The sequence below is a fragment of the Fructilactobacillus sp. X7R4C1 genome (assembly GCF_059901115.1).
Map to the genome: position 1 here is coordinate 143,852 of NZ_JBWXVD010000003.1, position 16,353 is coordinate 160,204.

General features: G+C 39.0%; 12 protein-coding genes and 1 pseudogene. 6 read left to right on the plus strand and 7 right to left on the minus strand.

The genetic code is table 11. From position 1 onward, the window contains the following. The first annotated feature begins 73 nt into the window (after positions 1–73). The 4 genes from AC6UC9_RS04635 (at position 74) to AC6UC9_RS04650 (ending at position 6,621) form a co-directional block, all read left to right on the plus strand. Positions 74–1,453, plus strand: coding sequence for a hemolysin family protein (locus AC6UC9_RS04635; protein WP_500694099.1), 1,380 nt, complete (start codon positions 74–76; stop codon positions 1,451–1,453). Positions 1,454–1,515: 62 nt separating this feature from the next. Further along, positions 1,516–4,551, plus strand: coding sequence for a YfhO family protein (locus AC6UC9_RS04640; RefSeq protein ID WP_500701279.1), 3,036 nt, complete (start codon positions 1,516–1,518; stop codon positions 4,549–4,551). A gap of 129 nt (positions 4,552–4,680) precedes the next feature. Continuing rightward, positions 4,681–5,166: a class Ib ribonucleoside-diphosphate reductase assembly flavoprotein NrdI gene (gene nrdI / locus AC6UC9_RS04645; protein ID WP_500701307.1), complete on the plus strand. Its 486-nt coding sequence runs from the start codon at positions 4,681–4,683 to the stop codon at positions 5,164–5,166. A 108-nt stretch (positions 5,167–5,274) separates the two neighbouring features. After that, positions 5,275–6,621, plus strand: coding sequence for an FAD-dependent oxidoreductase (locus tag AC6UC9_RS04650; protein WP_500699579.1), 1,347 nt, complete (start codon positions 5,275–5,277; stop codon positions 6,619–6,621). 108 nt (positions 6,622–6,729) lie between these two features. On the opposite strand, the gene AC6UC9_RS04655 is transcribed toward AC6UC9_RS04650, so the two are convergent. The 3 genes from AC6UC9_RS04655 to AC6UC9_RS04665 are packed head-to-tail and all read right to left on the minus strand — an operon-like array spanning position 6,730 to position 9,721. Beyond that, positions 6,730–7,962: an ATP-grasp domain-containing protein gene (locus AC6UC9_RS04655; RefSeq protein ID WP_500701280.1), complete on the minus strand. Its 1,233-nt coding sequence runs from the start codon at positions 7,960–7,962 to the stop codon at positions 6,730–6,732. Further along, positions 7,955–9,160, minus strand: a complete 1,206-nt coding sequence (locus AC6UC9_RS04660) for an MFS transporter (RefSeq protein ID WP_500701281.1) — start codon at positions 9,158–9,160, stop codon at positions 7,955–7,957. Before AC6UC9_RS04660 ends, AC6UC9_RS04655 begins: the two co-directional genes overlap by 8 nt. Positions 9,161–9,163: 3 nt before the next feature. Beyond that, positions 9,164–9,721: a flavodoxin family protein gene (locus tag AC6UC9_RS04665; protein WP_500696991.1), complete on the minus strand. Its 558-nt coding sequence runs from the start codon at positions 9,719–9,721 to the stop codon at positions 9,164–9,166. Positions 9,722–9,841: 120 nt separating this feature from the next. Here AC6UC9_RS04665 and AC6UC9_RS04670 point away from each other — a divergent pair, with 120 nt between their 5' ends. After that, the gene (locus tag AC6UC9_RS04670) at positions 9,842–10,714 is read left to right on the plus strand and encodes a helix-turn-helix domain-containing protein (protein ID WP_500701282.1); all 873 of its coding nucleotides are present in this window, start codon (positions 9,842–9,844) and stop codon (positions 10,712–10,714) included. A 42-nt stretch (positions 10,715–10,756) separates the two neighbouring features. Here the strand turns inward: AC6UC9_RS04670 and AC6UC9_RS04675 are convergent. The 3 genes and pseudogenes from AC6UC9_RS04675 to AC6UC9_RS04685 all read right to left on the minus strand — a co-directional run. After that, positions 10,757–10,900 (minus strand): annotated as a pseudogene (locus AC6UC9_RS04675) (IS3 family transposase); the annotation flags it as partial. Between the two features lie 197 nt (positions 10,901–11,097). Further along, on the minus strand, positions 11,098–12,294 hold the full coding sequence (locus AC6UC9_RS04680) for an aminotransferase class I/II-fold pyridoxal phosphate-dependent enzyme (RefSeq protein WP_500701283.1): 1,197 nt from the start codon (positions 12,292–12,294) through the stop codon (positions 11,098–11,100). A 365-nt stretch (positions 12,295–12,659) separates the two neighbouring features. Then, complete coding sequence (locus tag AC6UC9_RS04685) at positions 12,660–13,076, minus strand: hypothetical protein (RefSeq protein ID WP_500694103.1); 417 nt, start codon at positions 13,074–13,076, stop codon at positions 12,660–12,662. A gap of 194 nt (positions 13,077–13,270) precedes the next feature. Between AC6UC9_RS04685 and AC6UC9_RS04690 the strand changes: the two genes are divergently transcribed. Continuing rightward, on the plus strand, positions 13,271–14,032 hold the full coding sequence (locus tag AC6UC9_RS04690; protein WP_500701284.1) for a hypothetical protein: 762 nt from the start codon (positions 13,271–13,273) through the stop codon (positions 14,030–14,032). Positions 14,033–14,077: 45 nt separating this feature from the next. On the opposite strand, the gene AC6UC9_RS04695 is transcribed toward AC6UC9_RS04690, so the two are convergent. Then, positions 14,078–16,351: an ATP-binding cassette domain-containing protein gene (locus AC6UC9_RS04695; protein WP_500701285.1), complete on the minus strand. Its 2,274-nt coding sequence runs from the start codon at positions 16,349–16,351 to the stop codon at positions 14,078–14,080. Positions 16,352–16,353 lie beyond the last annotated feature (2 nt).

The following is a 16,353-nucleotide window of genomic DNA, read 5'->3' on the forward strand; positions in this document are numbered from 1 at the left end:
TAAATACTTAAAAAAATGGATAAGTACGTTATAATATATTTATTGTTTAAAATTTTGAAATGAGGAATGAAATTTGAATACCGGTCAGATAATACTTGATCTAATAATTATTTTAATAACGTTCTTCTTTGCTGCATTCTTTGTCGCGTGTGAGTTCTCACTGGTCCAATCAAGGCCAAGTGCCCTCCAAGAAAAACTGGATGATGAAGATATCAGTGACAAAAAGAAGAAAAAAGTTAATCGTGAAATGAAAATGGTAACCAACCTTAATGAGTATCTTTCGACAACCCAAGTAGGTGTTTCACTTGCGGGAATCATTCTTGGTTGGATTGGTGAATCATTCGTGATTGAAATCCTGGTTTCCATCATGGAATTAAAGGATTTCAGTGTTAATCCTGCTACCGCTCACAGTGTTGGTGCGATTGTTGGGGTACTTTTACTTACCTATTTAGAAGTGGTCTTTACCGAAATTGTACCTAAAAATATTAGTATTGACATGCCACTAAAAGTTTTGAGCGTGATTGCTGGTCCGCTTCACTTCTTTCACATTTTATTCTACCCATTTGTGTGGTTACTAAATGTGTCAGCAACTGGCGTAGTTAAGTTACTGGGAATCCCCGTGGCAAACGAAAACGATGAGGCCTTCTCGCAATCAGAGATTTTGAGTCTTTCAAAGGATGCCGTTAAAAATGGTGACCTGGAGCGAAACGACTACTTGTACATGCAACGTTCGTTTGAGTTAAACGACAAAGTGGCCAGGGACATCATGATTGACCGAACCCAATTGGTAACGATTGACATCAACGATACGGTCCAAGATGCTATCAACGTCTACATTCAAAAGAAGTTTAGTCGAATTCCCGTTGTTAAGGACAATGATAAGGATAACATCCTTGGCTATGTTTACAGTTACGATTTGGTCAGACAATCGCAGGTCGATTCCAACGTCAAGGTCGGAAAGTTAATTCGAAAGATTAGTACGACTCCCGAAACTACACCCATTACGATGGTACTTCAACAAATGATTAAGATGCATCAACCAATTGTTGTCGTAATCGATGAATACGGTGGAACTTCGGGATTAATTACCGATAAGGATATCTACGAAGAGTTGTTCGGGACCGTCAGAGACGAAATCGATCCGCAGGTTAACGAATACATCTTCAAGCAACCCAATGGCACCTTCCAAGTCAACGGAAAATTAAACACGTACGACTTTGAAAAGTACTTTGACGTTGAAATGCCCGCTTTTGACGATTCTGACATTGTCACGATTGCCGGTTTCATCATCGAACAAAATCCTCACATTAAAGTGGGTGACGTGGTTACCATTGACGGCTTTCAGTTTAAGGTTCTTGACTACAAGAACTCGTTCATTAACTGGCTAGAGGTCAATAAATTGGAACCAACTGATGATGAATCAGACGCAGATGACGACCAAAAAGACAAATAACTAATATCAATAAAGCCGAGGCTGTCCCTCGGCTTTACTAATACATAGGGGTAATAGAAACAATGAAAACAGTTTTAAAAAAATGTCCGGATTGGCTTTTTTACAGTCTAATTTTTCTGATTATTATCATGGCCTACATCTGGACGTTTTACTTAACCGGTAACTCACTAATTTGGGGAATGGACGGAATTGCCCAACACTATCCCATTCTCGTAAACTTTAAACACATGCTAACTGAATTTCTTGCCCATCCCAGTCACGGCTTTACTAACTGGTCGTTTAACATTGGCCTCGGTGCTGATCAGTTAACCAGTTTTTCGTACTACGTAGTCGGTGATCTCTTCAACTACCTGATTGTTTTATTCCCAGACCACTTACTGGAACTCGGGTACGGCCTTCTGGTAATCCTGCGACTGTACGTTGCCGGATTGGCCTTTTTATTATTCATCAAACAATTTCATTTTAAAAAATACAGTGTTGTACTCGGAACTTTGACCTATACGTTTGCGGGTTACGCCCTTTATTCTGGGATGCACCATCCTTTTTTTATTCTACCGATGATTTTCTTCCCACTGATTTGCTACGGCGTCGAACGCATCATTTCTAACCATTCCTTCATTCCACTGATGCTGGCTGTTTCCTTAACTTTTTTAAGTAACTTCTACTTTGCCTACATCATTGGGCTTGGCAGTATTATCTACGTCATCATTAGGTATTTCAGCATTCGTAAAAATCCTGATTTTCATTTTGTGAGTTCACTGGTCAAAATGGTTGCGGCCATTCTAGCGGGAATTTTGATTAGTGCCGTCATTTTCGTTCCAACCCTCTTATTTGCCCTGAGTTCCACGAGGACCACATCGACCTTTGCGAACGGCTATCTTTTCTATCCTCTCTACTATTACCTTTCCATTCCAAGTAAAATTCTCGGAAATGGCTACCTGGCCATTAGCTTCTGGCTCATTGTTGGGATTAGTGGACTCGGATTTTTGGGCATTGTTTACACGATGACTCACTTCAAGAAATACCTTTACCTAAACATCGGCCTGTTGGTGGTTTTCATTGGTGCCTTGATTCCGGCTTTTGGAGCCGTCTTTAACGCCATATCGACCCCATCAAACCGGTGGATGTGCTTAGGCTTACTTCCAATTGGGATGGCTGCCACAATTCTTTCAGATCACCTCACTACGTTAACTAAGCGTGACGTGGAAGTCATGATTTTCGCAATTATCACCCTAATTGTGCTTATTTGGGCTTCTCGCGGATTCATCATGAAGCTAAGCGCGCATGACTACGGTGAAATCGTTCTCCTGTTGATTTTAATGGGAGTCATCCTATGTAGTCAGCTCTTCCATTTAAAGCCAGTGACAACCATCGGAAGTGTGACCGCGGTTTTAATCGTTAACCTCATCTCACTTGGAATTGGCTATTACAGTCCTAACGTTGCCGGCTTTTCAAAGGGCATGCTTAATAAGCACGTTGCCACTAACTTCATCAATAATTTCTACGACGGAGCCGATCAGTACGTTGAACCACGGTTAGGTGGATATCGGACCTCACTTGGTAATCGATACCACTATGCTGGTCGAAATGACGTCAACTTATCGAACTACTCTAACATCAATACCAACATCCCGATGTTATTTTCGACCCGCGACATTTCATCATATCTGACGGTGGAAAATGGGGCCATTGGCCAACTTGAAAATTCCGTTCAAAATAACCAACGGACCTTTAACGCTCCGGTCGCTCAAAATGACTACCGCACCACTCTCGATAATTTAATGGGCGTCAAGTACCTCTTTATTCGCACGGGCCAACAAAACAAATCACAACCCTTTGGCTTCAAGATGGTCAAGGGTAAGGACAAAAAGCCGCTCCTGTTTGCGTCTGATAACCCGCTCGTGAACCAAAAGGACCCCGATGGAACCTACGTTTTAAAAAACAAGAACGCACTTCCAATTGCTTACACCCAGGATCAAACGATCTCAAACCGGCAGTACCAAAAACTATCCCCAACCGAACGTGAACAAGCAATGATCAGTGGGGTCCACGTTGATTCGCCAATTAAGGGCATCAAATCAGCCAAGCTAAAACAGAACCAAAAACAACTTAGTTATGAGGTGCAACCGGACTACGAAAAGACCCTTGATAACTACGATAAATTAACGGCATTCACTAACAATTCTAAGAGTGTTGAGTACAACGAACCAACCATTAACCACACGTCTCAAAAAGAAGCTTTAAAAATCCTTTTGGAAAACGCCCAACTGGAAAATGACACCAAGAAGCAAAATCAAGACGGTCTCCGCGTGGTAACTAAGGATGTCCTCGGTAAATCAGTCCCGTATTTCCTTAAGATTAATCAACCTAGCCGCACCAAAAATGCCGAAATTTACTTACAATTAGAGGGTATTCAGAGTCACGATTACTCGTCGGCTTCAAAGGAAAGCATGACCAAAAGACAGCACGCTATCAAAAATCAACCGTACACGAAGATGATGAAACTAAACGAGAAACGAAAGAACCTTCACACTCCGTTTGTCGGTCAGTACTCCTTAAATGCTGCAACGAAAGGAATGAAGAACGGTTACTCACAGTATGGACGCGACAATCTCTCAAACTACACGCAAAAGAAAAACGCTTTGATTAACCTAGGGTATTCCACCAAACGCCGCAATCAAATTAAATTGACGTTTGATGGTGTCCACCAGATTAATTTTAAACGCGCCAAGATTATTGCCGTTCCGTTTGGCAATTCGTATGAACAACGGATTCAAAAACTTCAACGTAACCGTCTCCAAAACCTTCAGGTTAAAAAGAACGAAGTCAAAGGAATCAGTAATAACCCGAAGAAGTCCGTCTTAACCACTTCCATTCCCTATTCAACGGGATGGAAACTCTTCGTCGACGGCAAACAGGTGCCCACTAGTCGGGTCAACACTGGCTTTGTCGGAGCACCCATTAAGGCTGGCAAACACCAGATTGAACTGAAATACCAAACTCCGGGACTGCTATTAGGAGCAATTGCGAGCGCCTTCGGAATTTTAATCCTCGCTATCAGTGGGATCGTCATCTGGATCGTAAAGAAACGAAATTAAATTAAAAACGTACGGATAACTAATTCCGTGCGTTTTTTGGCTGCTTTGACTTCTAAGATTCTGTGCATTTAAACTTGTTAGAGGTTACACTAATAGTGACTATTTTTCATATTTAAGGAGGTAGTAATCATCAAACCCATTCGCATTTTATACATCTCAATTGCCGGTAACACCCGCAACTTCGTGCAAAATTTAGAGGACTACGCGGAAACCGAGCACCAAAAAGATGCTAGTAACCCACTAATTGAACCAACCGAAATCTCAGATCAAAGTGACTTTGCTGACGAAACATCACCGTACTTTGTTTTCGTGCCGACCTACCTTGACGGTGGAAATGGAATCGATAACGGGGTCAAAGAACTCATGACCAACACCATGGGCGAATACGTTGCTTACAACCATAACGCCGACTACTGCATGGGAATCGTCGGCAGTGGTAATCGCAATTTTAACGTCCAATTTTGTCTCACAGCCAGAAGATATGCGGAACGTTTTAACGTCCCTGAAATTGCAGAATACGAATTAAGGGGCACCGATCGTGATGTCGTTCGCATTTATCAAACCATGTGTGAAAGAGCCAGAGAATATAGTAATGAAGTCGCTTTCAAAAAATAATAAATAAGAACCATTTTATGAGTGTATTGATTAGCATTTCACAATTTTATCTGGTAGGATAACCTATAATTCATGAATATTGTTTCACACTAGGAGGTAAGTTGCATCATGAAAATTATTGTTGTTGGTTGTACCCACGCGGGAACTTTTGCGGTTAAACAAATCTTAAAAGAGCATCCCGATTATGACTTAACTGTCTATGAAAAAAATGACAATATCTCATTTCTATCATGTGGAATCGCCCTTTATTTAGGTGGCGAAGTTAAGGATCCAAAAGGCCTGTTCTATTCTGATCCAAAGGAATTAAAGGGACTTGGCGCTGACGTGCAAATGAAGCACGAAGTCACTAACATCGACTCGAATAACAAAGAAATCACCGTTAAGGATTTAGAATCTGGTGAAAGTAAGACCGAACATTACGACAAGCTCGTAATGACCAGTGGTTCCCTTCCGGTTGTTCCTCCAATCGAGGGCGTTCATAGCGATCACGTCAAGCTTTGTAAGAACTGGACCGACGCTCAGGTACTTTTCGATGACGCCAAGGACGCTAAACGGATCGCTGTCATTGGAGCTGGATACATCGGGGCCGAACTAGCCGAAGCCTATTCCAAGACTGGCCATGAGGTCACTTTGATTGATGGAGTTGACCGGGTTTTAAGTAAATACTATGACCCTAAGTTTACTGACATCGTTGAAAAAGACTACAAGGACCATGGGGTTAAATTCGAAGGAAACCAAATGGTGCAAAAGTTCATTGATAACGGTGATACAGTCTCAATTAAGACCAGCAGTGACGAATTTACTGCTGACCTAGCTATTTTGTGCATTGGTTTCAAACCCAACACGAGTCTACTCAAGGGTCAAGTTGACATGCTTGAAAACGGTGCAATCATCACCGATGATTACATGCATGCTTCTAACAAGGACATCTTCGCCGCTGGTGACAGTGCCGCCGTTCACTACAATCCAACCCACAAAAACGCCTACATTCCGCTTGCAACCAATGCGGTTCGTCAAGGAATCTTGGTTGGAAAGAACATCGAAAACGACACCGAAAAATACATGGGGACGCAATCCTCCTCCGGTTTGAAGTTGTACGACCGAAACCTTGCCTCAACCGGATTAACCATGAGTGCTGCTAAGGCTCAGGGCATTAACGCTCATCAAGTAATTGTCGAAGACAACTACCGTCCTGAATTCATGCCTACTACCACTCCTGTGCTGATGTCATTAGTCTACAGCCCAGACACCCGCAAAATTTTGGGTGGCGCATTGACCAGTCTCTACGACATTTCGCAGTCCGCTAACGTACTTTCCGTCGCCATTCAAAACGAAAACACCATCGACGACCTGGCCATGGTTGACATGCTGTTTCAACCAAACTTTGACCGTCCGTTTAACTACCTCAACATCTTGGGGCAAGCGGCTCAAGAAAAAGAGGCCAAAAACAAGTAATTGTAAGTAAAATAAAATGCACCGCAAAAGAGCCCTTAACTATCGTAAGTAGTTAAGGGCTCTTTTAATTATTTATAACAAATAATGTAATTACCTATGATAATTACATTAAATCAATTCAACTGATATTTCATTATCGATTTTGTTTGCCATCTTCTTCAAAGAATCAGAATCATCACCCGCTAAAATATAATAACCTAGTCGATCATCTGAGTTTTGTGGGGCTTGAACTTTTGATCCTTTATCCACATTAATTTTAAACTTTTTAACATTTGGCGTGTTTTTTAAAACTTCAACATTTTTAATTCTCTTAAAAATACCACTGTGATCAGCAAAAATATATCTAATTAACGCAGCTCCATTCTTAGCCCTCTTGATATTAATATTTTCACCAAGATATAATTTCACTGTTTCTTCAAAAATATCAATCCCATACGCGTCTTTAATCAAATCAGAGGTGATATTATCTCCCCCAGGTCGACCATTGACTTCAACAATTCTAGGACCATTCTTAGTAAATTTAACTTCAACATGAGTAGGACCATCACTAAAACCTAAAGAAAGAGCTGCTTCAAATGCAGCATTTATAATTGAATCTTTTTTACCAACATCAACTGTAGTCGGAAATACATGCATTATTTCACTAAAATAAGGCGGTTTAGTGGTGTGTTTTTCTGTCACTTCAGCAAATGCAATTTTGTTCTTATACAAAAACAATTCAACACTAAATTCAGGACCACTTAGAAATTCTTCAATTAAAAATTCTGGTCTAACCTTAAATCCCATATAACTCTTTTTAAATTCCTGGATTTCTTTAAATCGTTGTTTTAACTCGTTAGCATTCTTAATATAAAAGACATCTAAACTGCTGGCAGCATTCGTTGGTTTTAAAATAATTGGATATCCAATTCGCTCACTTTCTCTAATAGCATTTTCCACATTATTTACAACGGCATACTTAGCCGAGGGAACCCCTTTTTGTCTAAACGCTTTTCTAGCTCGGTCTTTGTTCCTAGCATTTTTAGCCGTCTCAACACTGGTTCCAAATTTATTAAAATGCTTAGCAACTTCAGCAGTAACCGCTGTAACATAATCAGTTGCTGGAATGATAGTATCAAAATCTTTATAAGGACTGTTTTCAATAACTTTAATAATTGAATTTGCATCATGAATATCCGCTATTAATAAATCATCAAAATAATTTTCATAATTATATTTTTTAGGGTCGTTTTCGTCTTGAACAATACTAACAACTTTTAAGTCAAGTTTCTTAGCTGCCTTAGCGAAGCTAACCCCATAAAAACTTGGTTCAACTAATAAAACAGTTTTTCTTTTATCCATTATTAAGACCCCTATTTTTAAGTATCAAACTACAAAATAAACCAACCAGCATAATTAGAAACATACAAAAGAATCCATAGTTGGATCCGAAGCTATCATTTAATTTGCCAATGAATGTGGAAGAAAAAATTTCTATAAATTGTGCTCCACCTGTCCAAATAGAAGTGGTTCTTCCCATATATTTTTTATTAACTTTATTCATTAGGATAGTATTAATGACTACTCGCAATGCAGAATTAGAAAGTCCAATTAAAAAAGTAGCCACAAATGCTAACCCAATAAATTGGAAAATAAATAAGACAAACAATGCCACACTAGCAAGGGCAAAGAAATTTACTAACAAACTCTTCCTGCGAAATTTCTCTAATAGTTTCCCAGTAACTAAACCTGCAACTAAACCACCAATGCCATAGCACATATCAGTAAATCCATAGATGGTACTATTGGAATGCAATATCGTACTGACATAACCTGGCATCGAAACGTTAAATAGTTGGGTAACTAATAATGGTAAAATTGAAAGTAACCCAATTATTAAAATCATTTTATTTTTAAAAATATATTTAATGACTGAATTATCTTCTTTTTTACTATGATCATTTGAGATCCCAATGACATCATAATTATCCGCTGGAGCATTTAACATCAGTATGATCGCAATGGCAAACAAGAACACGTTAATGATTAATATAGAAATAAAGCCAATATGACTAATCAAAATTCCAGAAACTCCACCTGCCATGAACATTCCTACTTGTAATGACACTTCAATAAATGAATTGGCACTTCCAAGAAGTTCTTTAGGAACAGTTGCTTGAATATATCCACGAGACGATGCCATATAAGTTACCCATCCGATTCCTGTTACGATCGCTAATAGATACATAGCCAGCAAATTAAATTTAAAAAGATACAACCAGATTGCAATAATTGCAATGGGAACCGCACGAAATAAAAATGTTGATATGACCACGTTTCTTCGAATGAATTTATCCGTTATATATCCTGCAATGGGTGCAATCAGAAAACCAGCTAACACGTTAATAGCCAAAAATGTTCCCACGACACTATCTGATTTAGTTTGTTGTAAAACATACCAGTTAGCCCCAACGGTTGTCATCCCAACTCCAAACCCAGAAATGATGTCAGAAAGAAAAAAGTTTCTGAATTCTTTTCGCCTTAACAAAGTGAATTTCATTACTCAACCTCCATAACTATTCTTTTTGAGATTCATGTTGATTCTGTGAGCATTTTGAATGGCATTTGAATCATCAAATATTTCGCCATACTTATTCGCTTTACCAATGACAAAATCAATCAATTGCATATTTAGAAAATTACATATATATCTAAATTGCTGAATAATGATCTTTGCTTTTCGACGAGGTTTATCTCCACCAACCAAAACTAATATTATTTTTTTGTTTCTCATATTTTCTTTAAACAATGAATCAATTTCCAACATTTCCGACCATCGATCAATAAAAAGCTTTAATTGAGAAGAAATTGAGTACCAATAAATTGGTGATGAAAAGATAACTAAATCACTAGTTTCAACTTGATCAATAACATCATAGAAATCATCACCAGAGTTTGGCCAATTACCTTTAAATCGATAGTCTTTAATTGGTTGAATGTTTTTATCTCTCAACCTTATACCTTGATATCCAATGTTCTTTAGTGCTAATTTGGCTAACATTTTCGAATTTGATGGATTCCTACTAGAAGAATCGATTAAAACTATTTTTTCCACGTTCATCACACTTCCCCTTAAATGAGTTAAACATAGTTTACAGCAGGACCACATGGAGAGTACCATTATGTAAAGTGTTTCGTCATAATTCATTCTATGTACTGATATGAAAGGAAAGTGTTACTCATGACTAATGGAGAATTAATTCGGAAATTACGTAAGGAACGTGGAATGTCTCAAATACAACTTTCCTCAGGTATTTCTACAAGAACTACTCTTTCCTCTTTTGAAAACAACCGATCCCGAATTTCCAGTGACATTTTATTTTCTTATCTACAAAGAATGAATATCACAGTTCAAGAATACACATTCTATTTGAATAACAGCTCAAAAACTGAAAAGGAATATGCTCTTCAATATTTCAACGAAAATATTTATAAAGAAAAAGACCATGAGATCCAAAGTCGAATTGTAGATTATCAAACCAAGTATAAGGATTATCATGACTTTTTCTTCTGTTGCTTATCAATTGAACTAAAACTGTTTATGAATAAATCTCATAAAAAGGAGATTTTTGACGTAAATGAAGATACGGAATTAATCAAAAACTATTTAAATGGTATCCAGCAATGGGGACATTTTGAAGTATCATTATTTTCCAATTGCTTGTACATTTTTAACAGTGATTATATTCGTGCCACATTCAATACATTATTTAAAAAGACTAAAATATTGAGTCAAATTGACACTTATAAAAATGACATTGCTATTTTTGTAAATAATTGTATTATCTTATCCTTTGAAAGAAAGGAATACAAAAATGCTAATTTCTACATTGGATATTTAAGCAGTATTTCTCGGAATTCACCAAGAAAAATGTATGATAAACTGATGTGTAATTATTATATCGAACTCCTGAAACAATTAGTAACGGAACATTCATCAGTAAATAATGCTATCTTAGAATTTGAAAAATTAGGCTTTGACGAACATGCCAATAGATTATTAGAGTTTAAAGAGAAAATGCAGTTTATGAATACAGGAAAAATATATAAATAAAAAAGTTGTCATTAATGAAGTGCTATATGAAAGTTAGACATTTTATACTTTCAAGGATTCATTTCGATATTCAATCGGTGTGAGTCCTTTTTTATTGCCAGAAATTCTTTTGATATTCAACCACTCAACATATTCATGAAGCGTTTGCTTTAATGTAGTTAAAAACAATGATTTAGTTCGGTTTAAAAATTCTCGTTTTTAGAAGATTAAAACAACTTTAGATTGGGCATTATCGTAACAATTCACTGTTGATACTCACTAACTCATTGGACTTTAAAAATATGTGAATATTTAACCATAAAAATACAACATAATGAAAGACTCCAAATCGGTTAGTTTTTACCTAACTTTTTTGGAGCCTATTAATGTCTAACAATTATGGTTCACTTCACTTTGGTGTCACAACTATTTTCCCTTTTTTCGATATACTGACTAATTCGGTCCATGGCTTCTTTTAAGTTTTCCATTGAAGTAGCATAACTAATGCGAACGTATCCCTCGCCGCCTGGGCCAAACGAACTTCCGGGAATGACGGCCACCTTAACTTTACGGGCTAAGTCATAACTAAAGTCCATACTATTTTGAATTAAGCCAGCTGGGATTTTAGCGAAAATGTAAAAAGCGCCATCGGGATTGGCCATCTTAAAGCCCATCGCATTCAATTTCTCGTAAACAAAATCACGTCGCTTTCGGTACTCCTTTTTCATGGCATCAGTATCATTCATTCCATTTCCAAGTGCTTCGGCGGCCGCAGCTTGTGCGTTTGTGGTGGTCGAAGTGATCGTAAATTGATCGATTTTTTCAAGTTGACTGGTGATGTCTTTAGGGGCTGCCATGATTCCAATTCTCCATCCGGTCATCGCGTGTGACTTTGAAACCCCATTCAATAAAATGGTTTGTTCGGGAAGATATTTAGCGATTGAGGCGTGTTTGCCATCATAAGTCAGTTCGCTGTAAATTTCGTCAGAAATCACAAAAATATCATGCTTTTTAATCACATCGGCCAGTTTTTGGAGTTCGTCAGGATGATAAGTTTTGCCAGTGGGATTAGTGGGAAAATTCAAGACAATCGCCTTGGTTTTGGGGTGATCCCTTAAATTTTGTTCTAATTGTTCTGGAGTAAGGACAAAGTCAGTTTTAGAGGTGTCCATAAAAACCGGGGTGGCTCCCCGTAGTTTAATAATCGGAAAGTAGAGTGGAAAAATCGGCGTTGGAATTAAAACCTCATCCCCAGGATTTAAGACCGATGTTAACGCCGTATAAATTCCACCGGTAGCTCCAGCAGTCATAATGATCTCCGTCTCCGGGTCGTAGTTTAAATCGTATTTACTTTGTAAAAAGTGCGCAGCTGCATCCCGCAGTTGTTTGGTTCCCTTGGTAGGAGCGTAGTGACTCTCATTTTGTTGAATACTTTTAATTGCCGCGTCCTTAACGTGTTCGGGAGTATTAAAGTCTGGTTCTCCTAACGTTAACGGAATAATATCAGGAATCTGACTCACCTCATCATTAAATTTTAAAATCGACGATGGTGATAGCTGCAACATTTCTTGATTCATTTTACTTATTAATGCTTTTGACATTCTAATTCTCCTTTCGATAGACAAAAAATCCCAGTTAACATTCGATGCTAACTGGGATTAAAAACACATTCGTTATTAGGAATATCCAACGATAATCTGTAATTAGCCTAGTTAGTATCCTTACGGTATCTAATTAGGCCCTCAAAACAACCTTACTTAGATACGCACTTGTACCAAGTAAAGTAAGTATAAAGGTCGTTTTGATGATCAATATGATTATTCATGGAATATTCCTCCTCTTCTTTAATTGCCACTAATTAAACAACTCAAATCACTTTCTGTCAATCATTTTTAAAATATTTATTTCAAAAACGCCATAAAAAAGAGAGCTAACACCAAGGTGTCAACTCTCTTTACACTTAATCTTATTGTTCGTTAAATTGTAAGTCCAAGCTAATGTGCTTACCATCTTTACTATCAATAACACGTGAATCAACAAAGACACTGTTCTTCTTAGTCTTAGTGATGTTGTCCGTTGGGTCAACGTCAACTAAAGTTTGAAAAGCGGCATCAGTTAATTTTGATAGTGGAACGTAAGGGATGAATGGAACACCCAAGTATGAGTGTAATGTTTCATCGTATTGGTCACGCAAAACGTTCATTTGATCTAAAACATCTTGAAGGTCTTTCCCAAAATCAGTTACATCCAAGAAGTAAACGTTTCGAACTTCATCAGTTTGTTCCCAAGGTTGGTCGGTCAAGATTGCTGATACTAAATCAGCCATTTTGTCTTCGTAATCTTTAATGTCATCGAGTTTTTCAATAATCTTTTTTTCGCTCATGTCATTCTTCCTCTCAATATTCAGTCTGATAGTTAATGACTATCACTTACAGTAATCATGATATCACATTTAAAGCGACTAATCGACACCTGATCTCCCATTAAGGTGCGGGAAATTGGGTTGGATTCTTTTTGTGAGATTGAGAAATAATGGTAAGATAATGCATATAAACTGATTAAAGGAGCACTCAATCAATGAACAATGAAACAGTTGGTAGTCGAATGGACCGCAATGTCGGAAACGTAGTTATTAACGTTGTTGATAAAAACGGTCAAAATTTGACTAACCCATTAAAATATTTGCAAACTCCCGGGGAAGCATTTTCAATCGAAGTCCCTGACCTAAAGGGATACGTCGTTCAGGGACTTAGTGGCGATCAGAATGCCGTCAGTTACCTCACTAACGTCACCTTTAAACGAAACGTTGATTATCCGGCAAACATGGGTCGGGTCGTGGCCGTCAATCCGAACGAGAATATCAACGGAACTTTTGCAAGAGGAACGCTCACTTACAACTTGGTGTACGCCCCAAGTGCGCAGGTGGTTTCCCCTGGTGTTGATAGAACAGCACCCAATCAAACGCAGTACCAAAGTGCTCCTAAAAAGAAGAAACACCACTGGTTCCGCTGGATCGTAATTATTTTTCTAATTATCATTTTGTTGGGAATCTTTGGCTTATACCGTTCAGGAAAGAGTGCCCAGCAACAGGTTAAACAAAATCCGCCCGTGGTGGTTAAAAATTATAACAATAAACCTGAGAATAATGCTGATAATGGTGGCAACAATGGCAGTAATGCAGCTAACCAAAAAACTCAAGATGCTATTGAAAAAGCCAAACAAGAAATCGAACAGAATGCTAGTGAACGGGATAATAATGCTCTTCAACAAATTATCATGACCATCCAAGATGGTATCAATATGATAAAAGCCAACATTGAGTCTTTCATCGGATTCTAATTCAAACAGAGATCATCACTGATATCAGTGATGATCTCTGTTTGTTTATCTTTCTTTATAAGGCAACATGTACTTTTTAAGGGCTTTTCCGGTAAATGATTGGGGAACTTTTTCCGATCCCTCAGGAATCCCACTGTACAGGACGTTTCCACCGTACGTTCCGGCTCCAGGTCCCATGTCAATCAACCAGTCAGCCTGACTGATTACATCAAGGTTGTGTTCAACGATAATAAGAGAATCGCCATCAGCAACCATTCGTTTAAATAGCTTCAGCAATCGTTGCGTATCATTCATGTGCAGACCAGCCGTGGGTTCATCAAGAAAGTAAATCTTGCCCTTCTCTTCTAGCATCTGGGCTAATCGTAGTCGTTGCAGTTCACCACCAGATAGCGTGGTCAAAGCCTGATTTAACGCTAAATAATCCAATCCGACTTCGCTCATCTGTTTCAACGGATTAGCGATTTCAGGAACATCCTTGAAGAATTCAGCCGCGTAAGCAACTGACATCGACAAAACGTCGGCGATGTCTTGACCGTGATACTTATATCCCAAGGCTTCCTGACTGTAGCGTTTTCCGTGACACAACTCACAGGTCTGAACGACCGGATCCATGAAAGCCATGTTGGTAATTGTGACCCCTTTCCCCTTACAACGCGGACAAGCACCCTTGCCGTTGTAACTAAAGAGCTGGGTTGAAACGTTGTTGGCCTTCGCAAAAAGCCTTCGAATTGGGTTTAAAATGTTGAGATAGGTCACGGGAGTGGAACGAATACTGATGCCGGCTTGCTTTTGCGTTAGATCAACGTAATCGCCATTTAAATGGTCCTTCATGGCTTCAGCCAGTGAACTCTTACCTGACCCGGCAACTCCCGATAGAACGGTCATAATCCCGGTTGGTACCTTGACACTCACATCATCAATATTATGCATGTGAACATGCTCCAAGTCTACAAATCCCTTAGGTTGAAGTGGTTTGGCGAAGTGATGAGGTGCCCTTAACCATTTTCCGGTCAGAGTGTCAGAATCCAACACTTCTGGATAGCTCCCGGTAAAGGTAATCTTTCCACCATCAGCCCCAGATTTTGGTCCCACTTCGACCACGTGATCGGCAATCGACATGATCTCAGGATTGTGGTCAACGATAAAGATGGTGTTACCCTTCTTCTTTAGATTAATCATAGCTTTTTTAATCAAAGCGATGTCGTGAGGATGAAGACCCACACTTGGTTCGTCAAAAACGTACAGAATATCTGATAATGAATTGGTTAGGTGTTTAGCAATCTTAATTCGTTGAACCTCACCACCTGATAACGTGCTGGTGGTTCGATCGAGAGTCAAGTACCCTAATCCAATGTCAATTAACGGCTTAATCTTGGACTCTAAGCCCCGGATGATTTCATCTCCAAGGTTATCTTTAATGGACTCCAAAAAGTCTAAGAACTGCACCAAATCCATCCCAGAAACGTCGTTAATGTTATATCCGTTAATCTTAACGCTCAATGATCTGGGGTTAAGTCGAGCTCCCTTACATACCGGGCAAACTTCACGGGTCACAATCTCACTAATGGCTTCTTTGTGGTGCTTACCCTCACGACTGTTGATGATTGAACGTTTGATTCTAGGAACCACCCCCTCGTACTGGCTTGTTTTGTAGTAAGCGGGCGCATTGGACAGTTTTTGTTGCGGCGCGTGCATCAACAGGTCGTACTCTTCAGGAGTGTAATCTTTAACTGGCTTGTCGTTATCAAACAAACCGCTGTAGCCGTATCCCCGCCAACGCCAGGTTCCGGGTCCAAAACTAACGAAGGTAATCGCTCCGTCATTAAGTGACTTCTCTGGATCAATTAACTTCGACTCATCCACTTCATCGACATAACCTAGACCTTGACAGTACGGACACATCCCTTGAGGCAAATTAAACGAAAAGACCTCCGAGTACCCCACAAACGGCTTTCCAACCCGTGAGAACAGGAGCCGCAGTAATGAGTAAATTCCCGTATAGGTGGCAAGCGTCGACCGGGCGTTGCCGGTTAGTTGTTTCTGTTCAATTGCAATGGCAACTGGCAAATTTTTGATGTCACCAACGTGCGGCTGCCCGTACTTTGGGAGATACTGTTGTGAAAAACTAGGAAACGTTTCGTTTAGTTCACGACGTGACATGGCCGCAATCGTGTCGAATACTAACGACGATTTCCCCGATCCGGACTCACCGACAAAAACGGTGATTTCGTGTTTAGGGAGTTTGACGTTAACGTGCTTTAAATTATTTTGGTGTGCGTCAGACACATCAATTGAATCTTTATAATAAGTGTCGACCATGG

Excerpts from the sequence above, each read along its gene's own strand:
- AC6UC9_RS04665 (WP_500696991.1), bottom strand. The coding sequence starts at position 9,721 with ATGAACGTGGAAAAAATAGTTTTAATCGATTCTTCTAGTAGGAATCCA.
- AC6UC9_RS04670 (WP_500701282.1), top strand. The coding sequence starts at position 9,842 with ATGACTAATGGAGAATTAATTCGGAAATTACGTAAGGAACGTGGAATG.
- AC6UC9_RS04695 (WP_500701285.1), bottom strand. The coding sequence starts at position 16,351 with ATGGTCGACACTTATTATAAAGATTCAATTGATGTGTCTGACGCACAC.
- AC6UC9_RS04690 (WP_500701284.1), top strand. The coding sequence starts at position 13,271 with ATGAACAATGAAACAGTTGGTAGTCGAATGGACCGCAATGTCGGAAAC.
- AC6UC9_RS04660 (WP_500701281.1), bottom strand. The coding sequence starts at position 9,160 with ATGAAATTCACTTTGTTAAGGCGAAAAGAATTCAGAAACTTTTTTCTT.
- AC6UC9_RS04655 (WP_500701280.1), bottom strand. The coding sequence starts at position 7,962 with ATGGATAAAAGAAAAACTGTTTTATTAGTTGAACCAAGTTTTTATGGG.
- AC6UC9_RS04685 (WP_500694103.1), bottom strand. The coding sequence starts at position 13,076 with ATGAGCGAAAAAAAGATTATTGAAAAACTCGATGACATTAAAGATTAC.
- AC6UC9_RS04640 (WP_500701279.1), top strand. The coding sequence starts at position 1,516 with ATGAAAACAGTTTTAAAAAAATGTCCGGATTGGCTTTTTTACAGTCTA.
- AC6UC9_RS04650 (WP_500699579.1), top strand. The coding sequence starts at position 5,275 with ATGAAAATTATTGTTGTTGGTTGTACCCACGCGGGAACTTTTGCGGTT.
- AC6UC9_RS04680 (WP_500701283.1), bottom strand. The coding sequence starts at position 12,294 with ATGTCAAAAGCATTAATAAGTAAAATGAATCAAGAAATGTTGCAGCTA.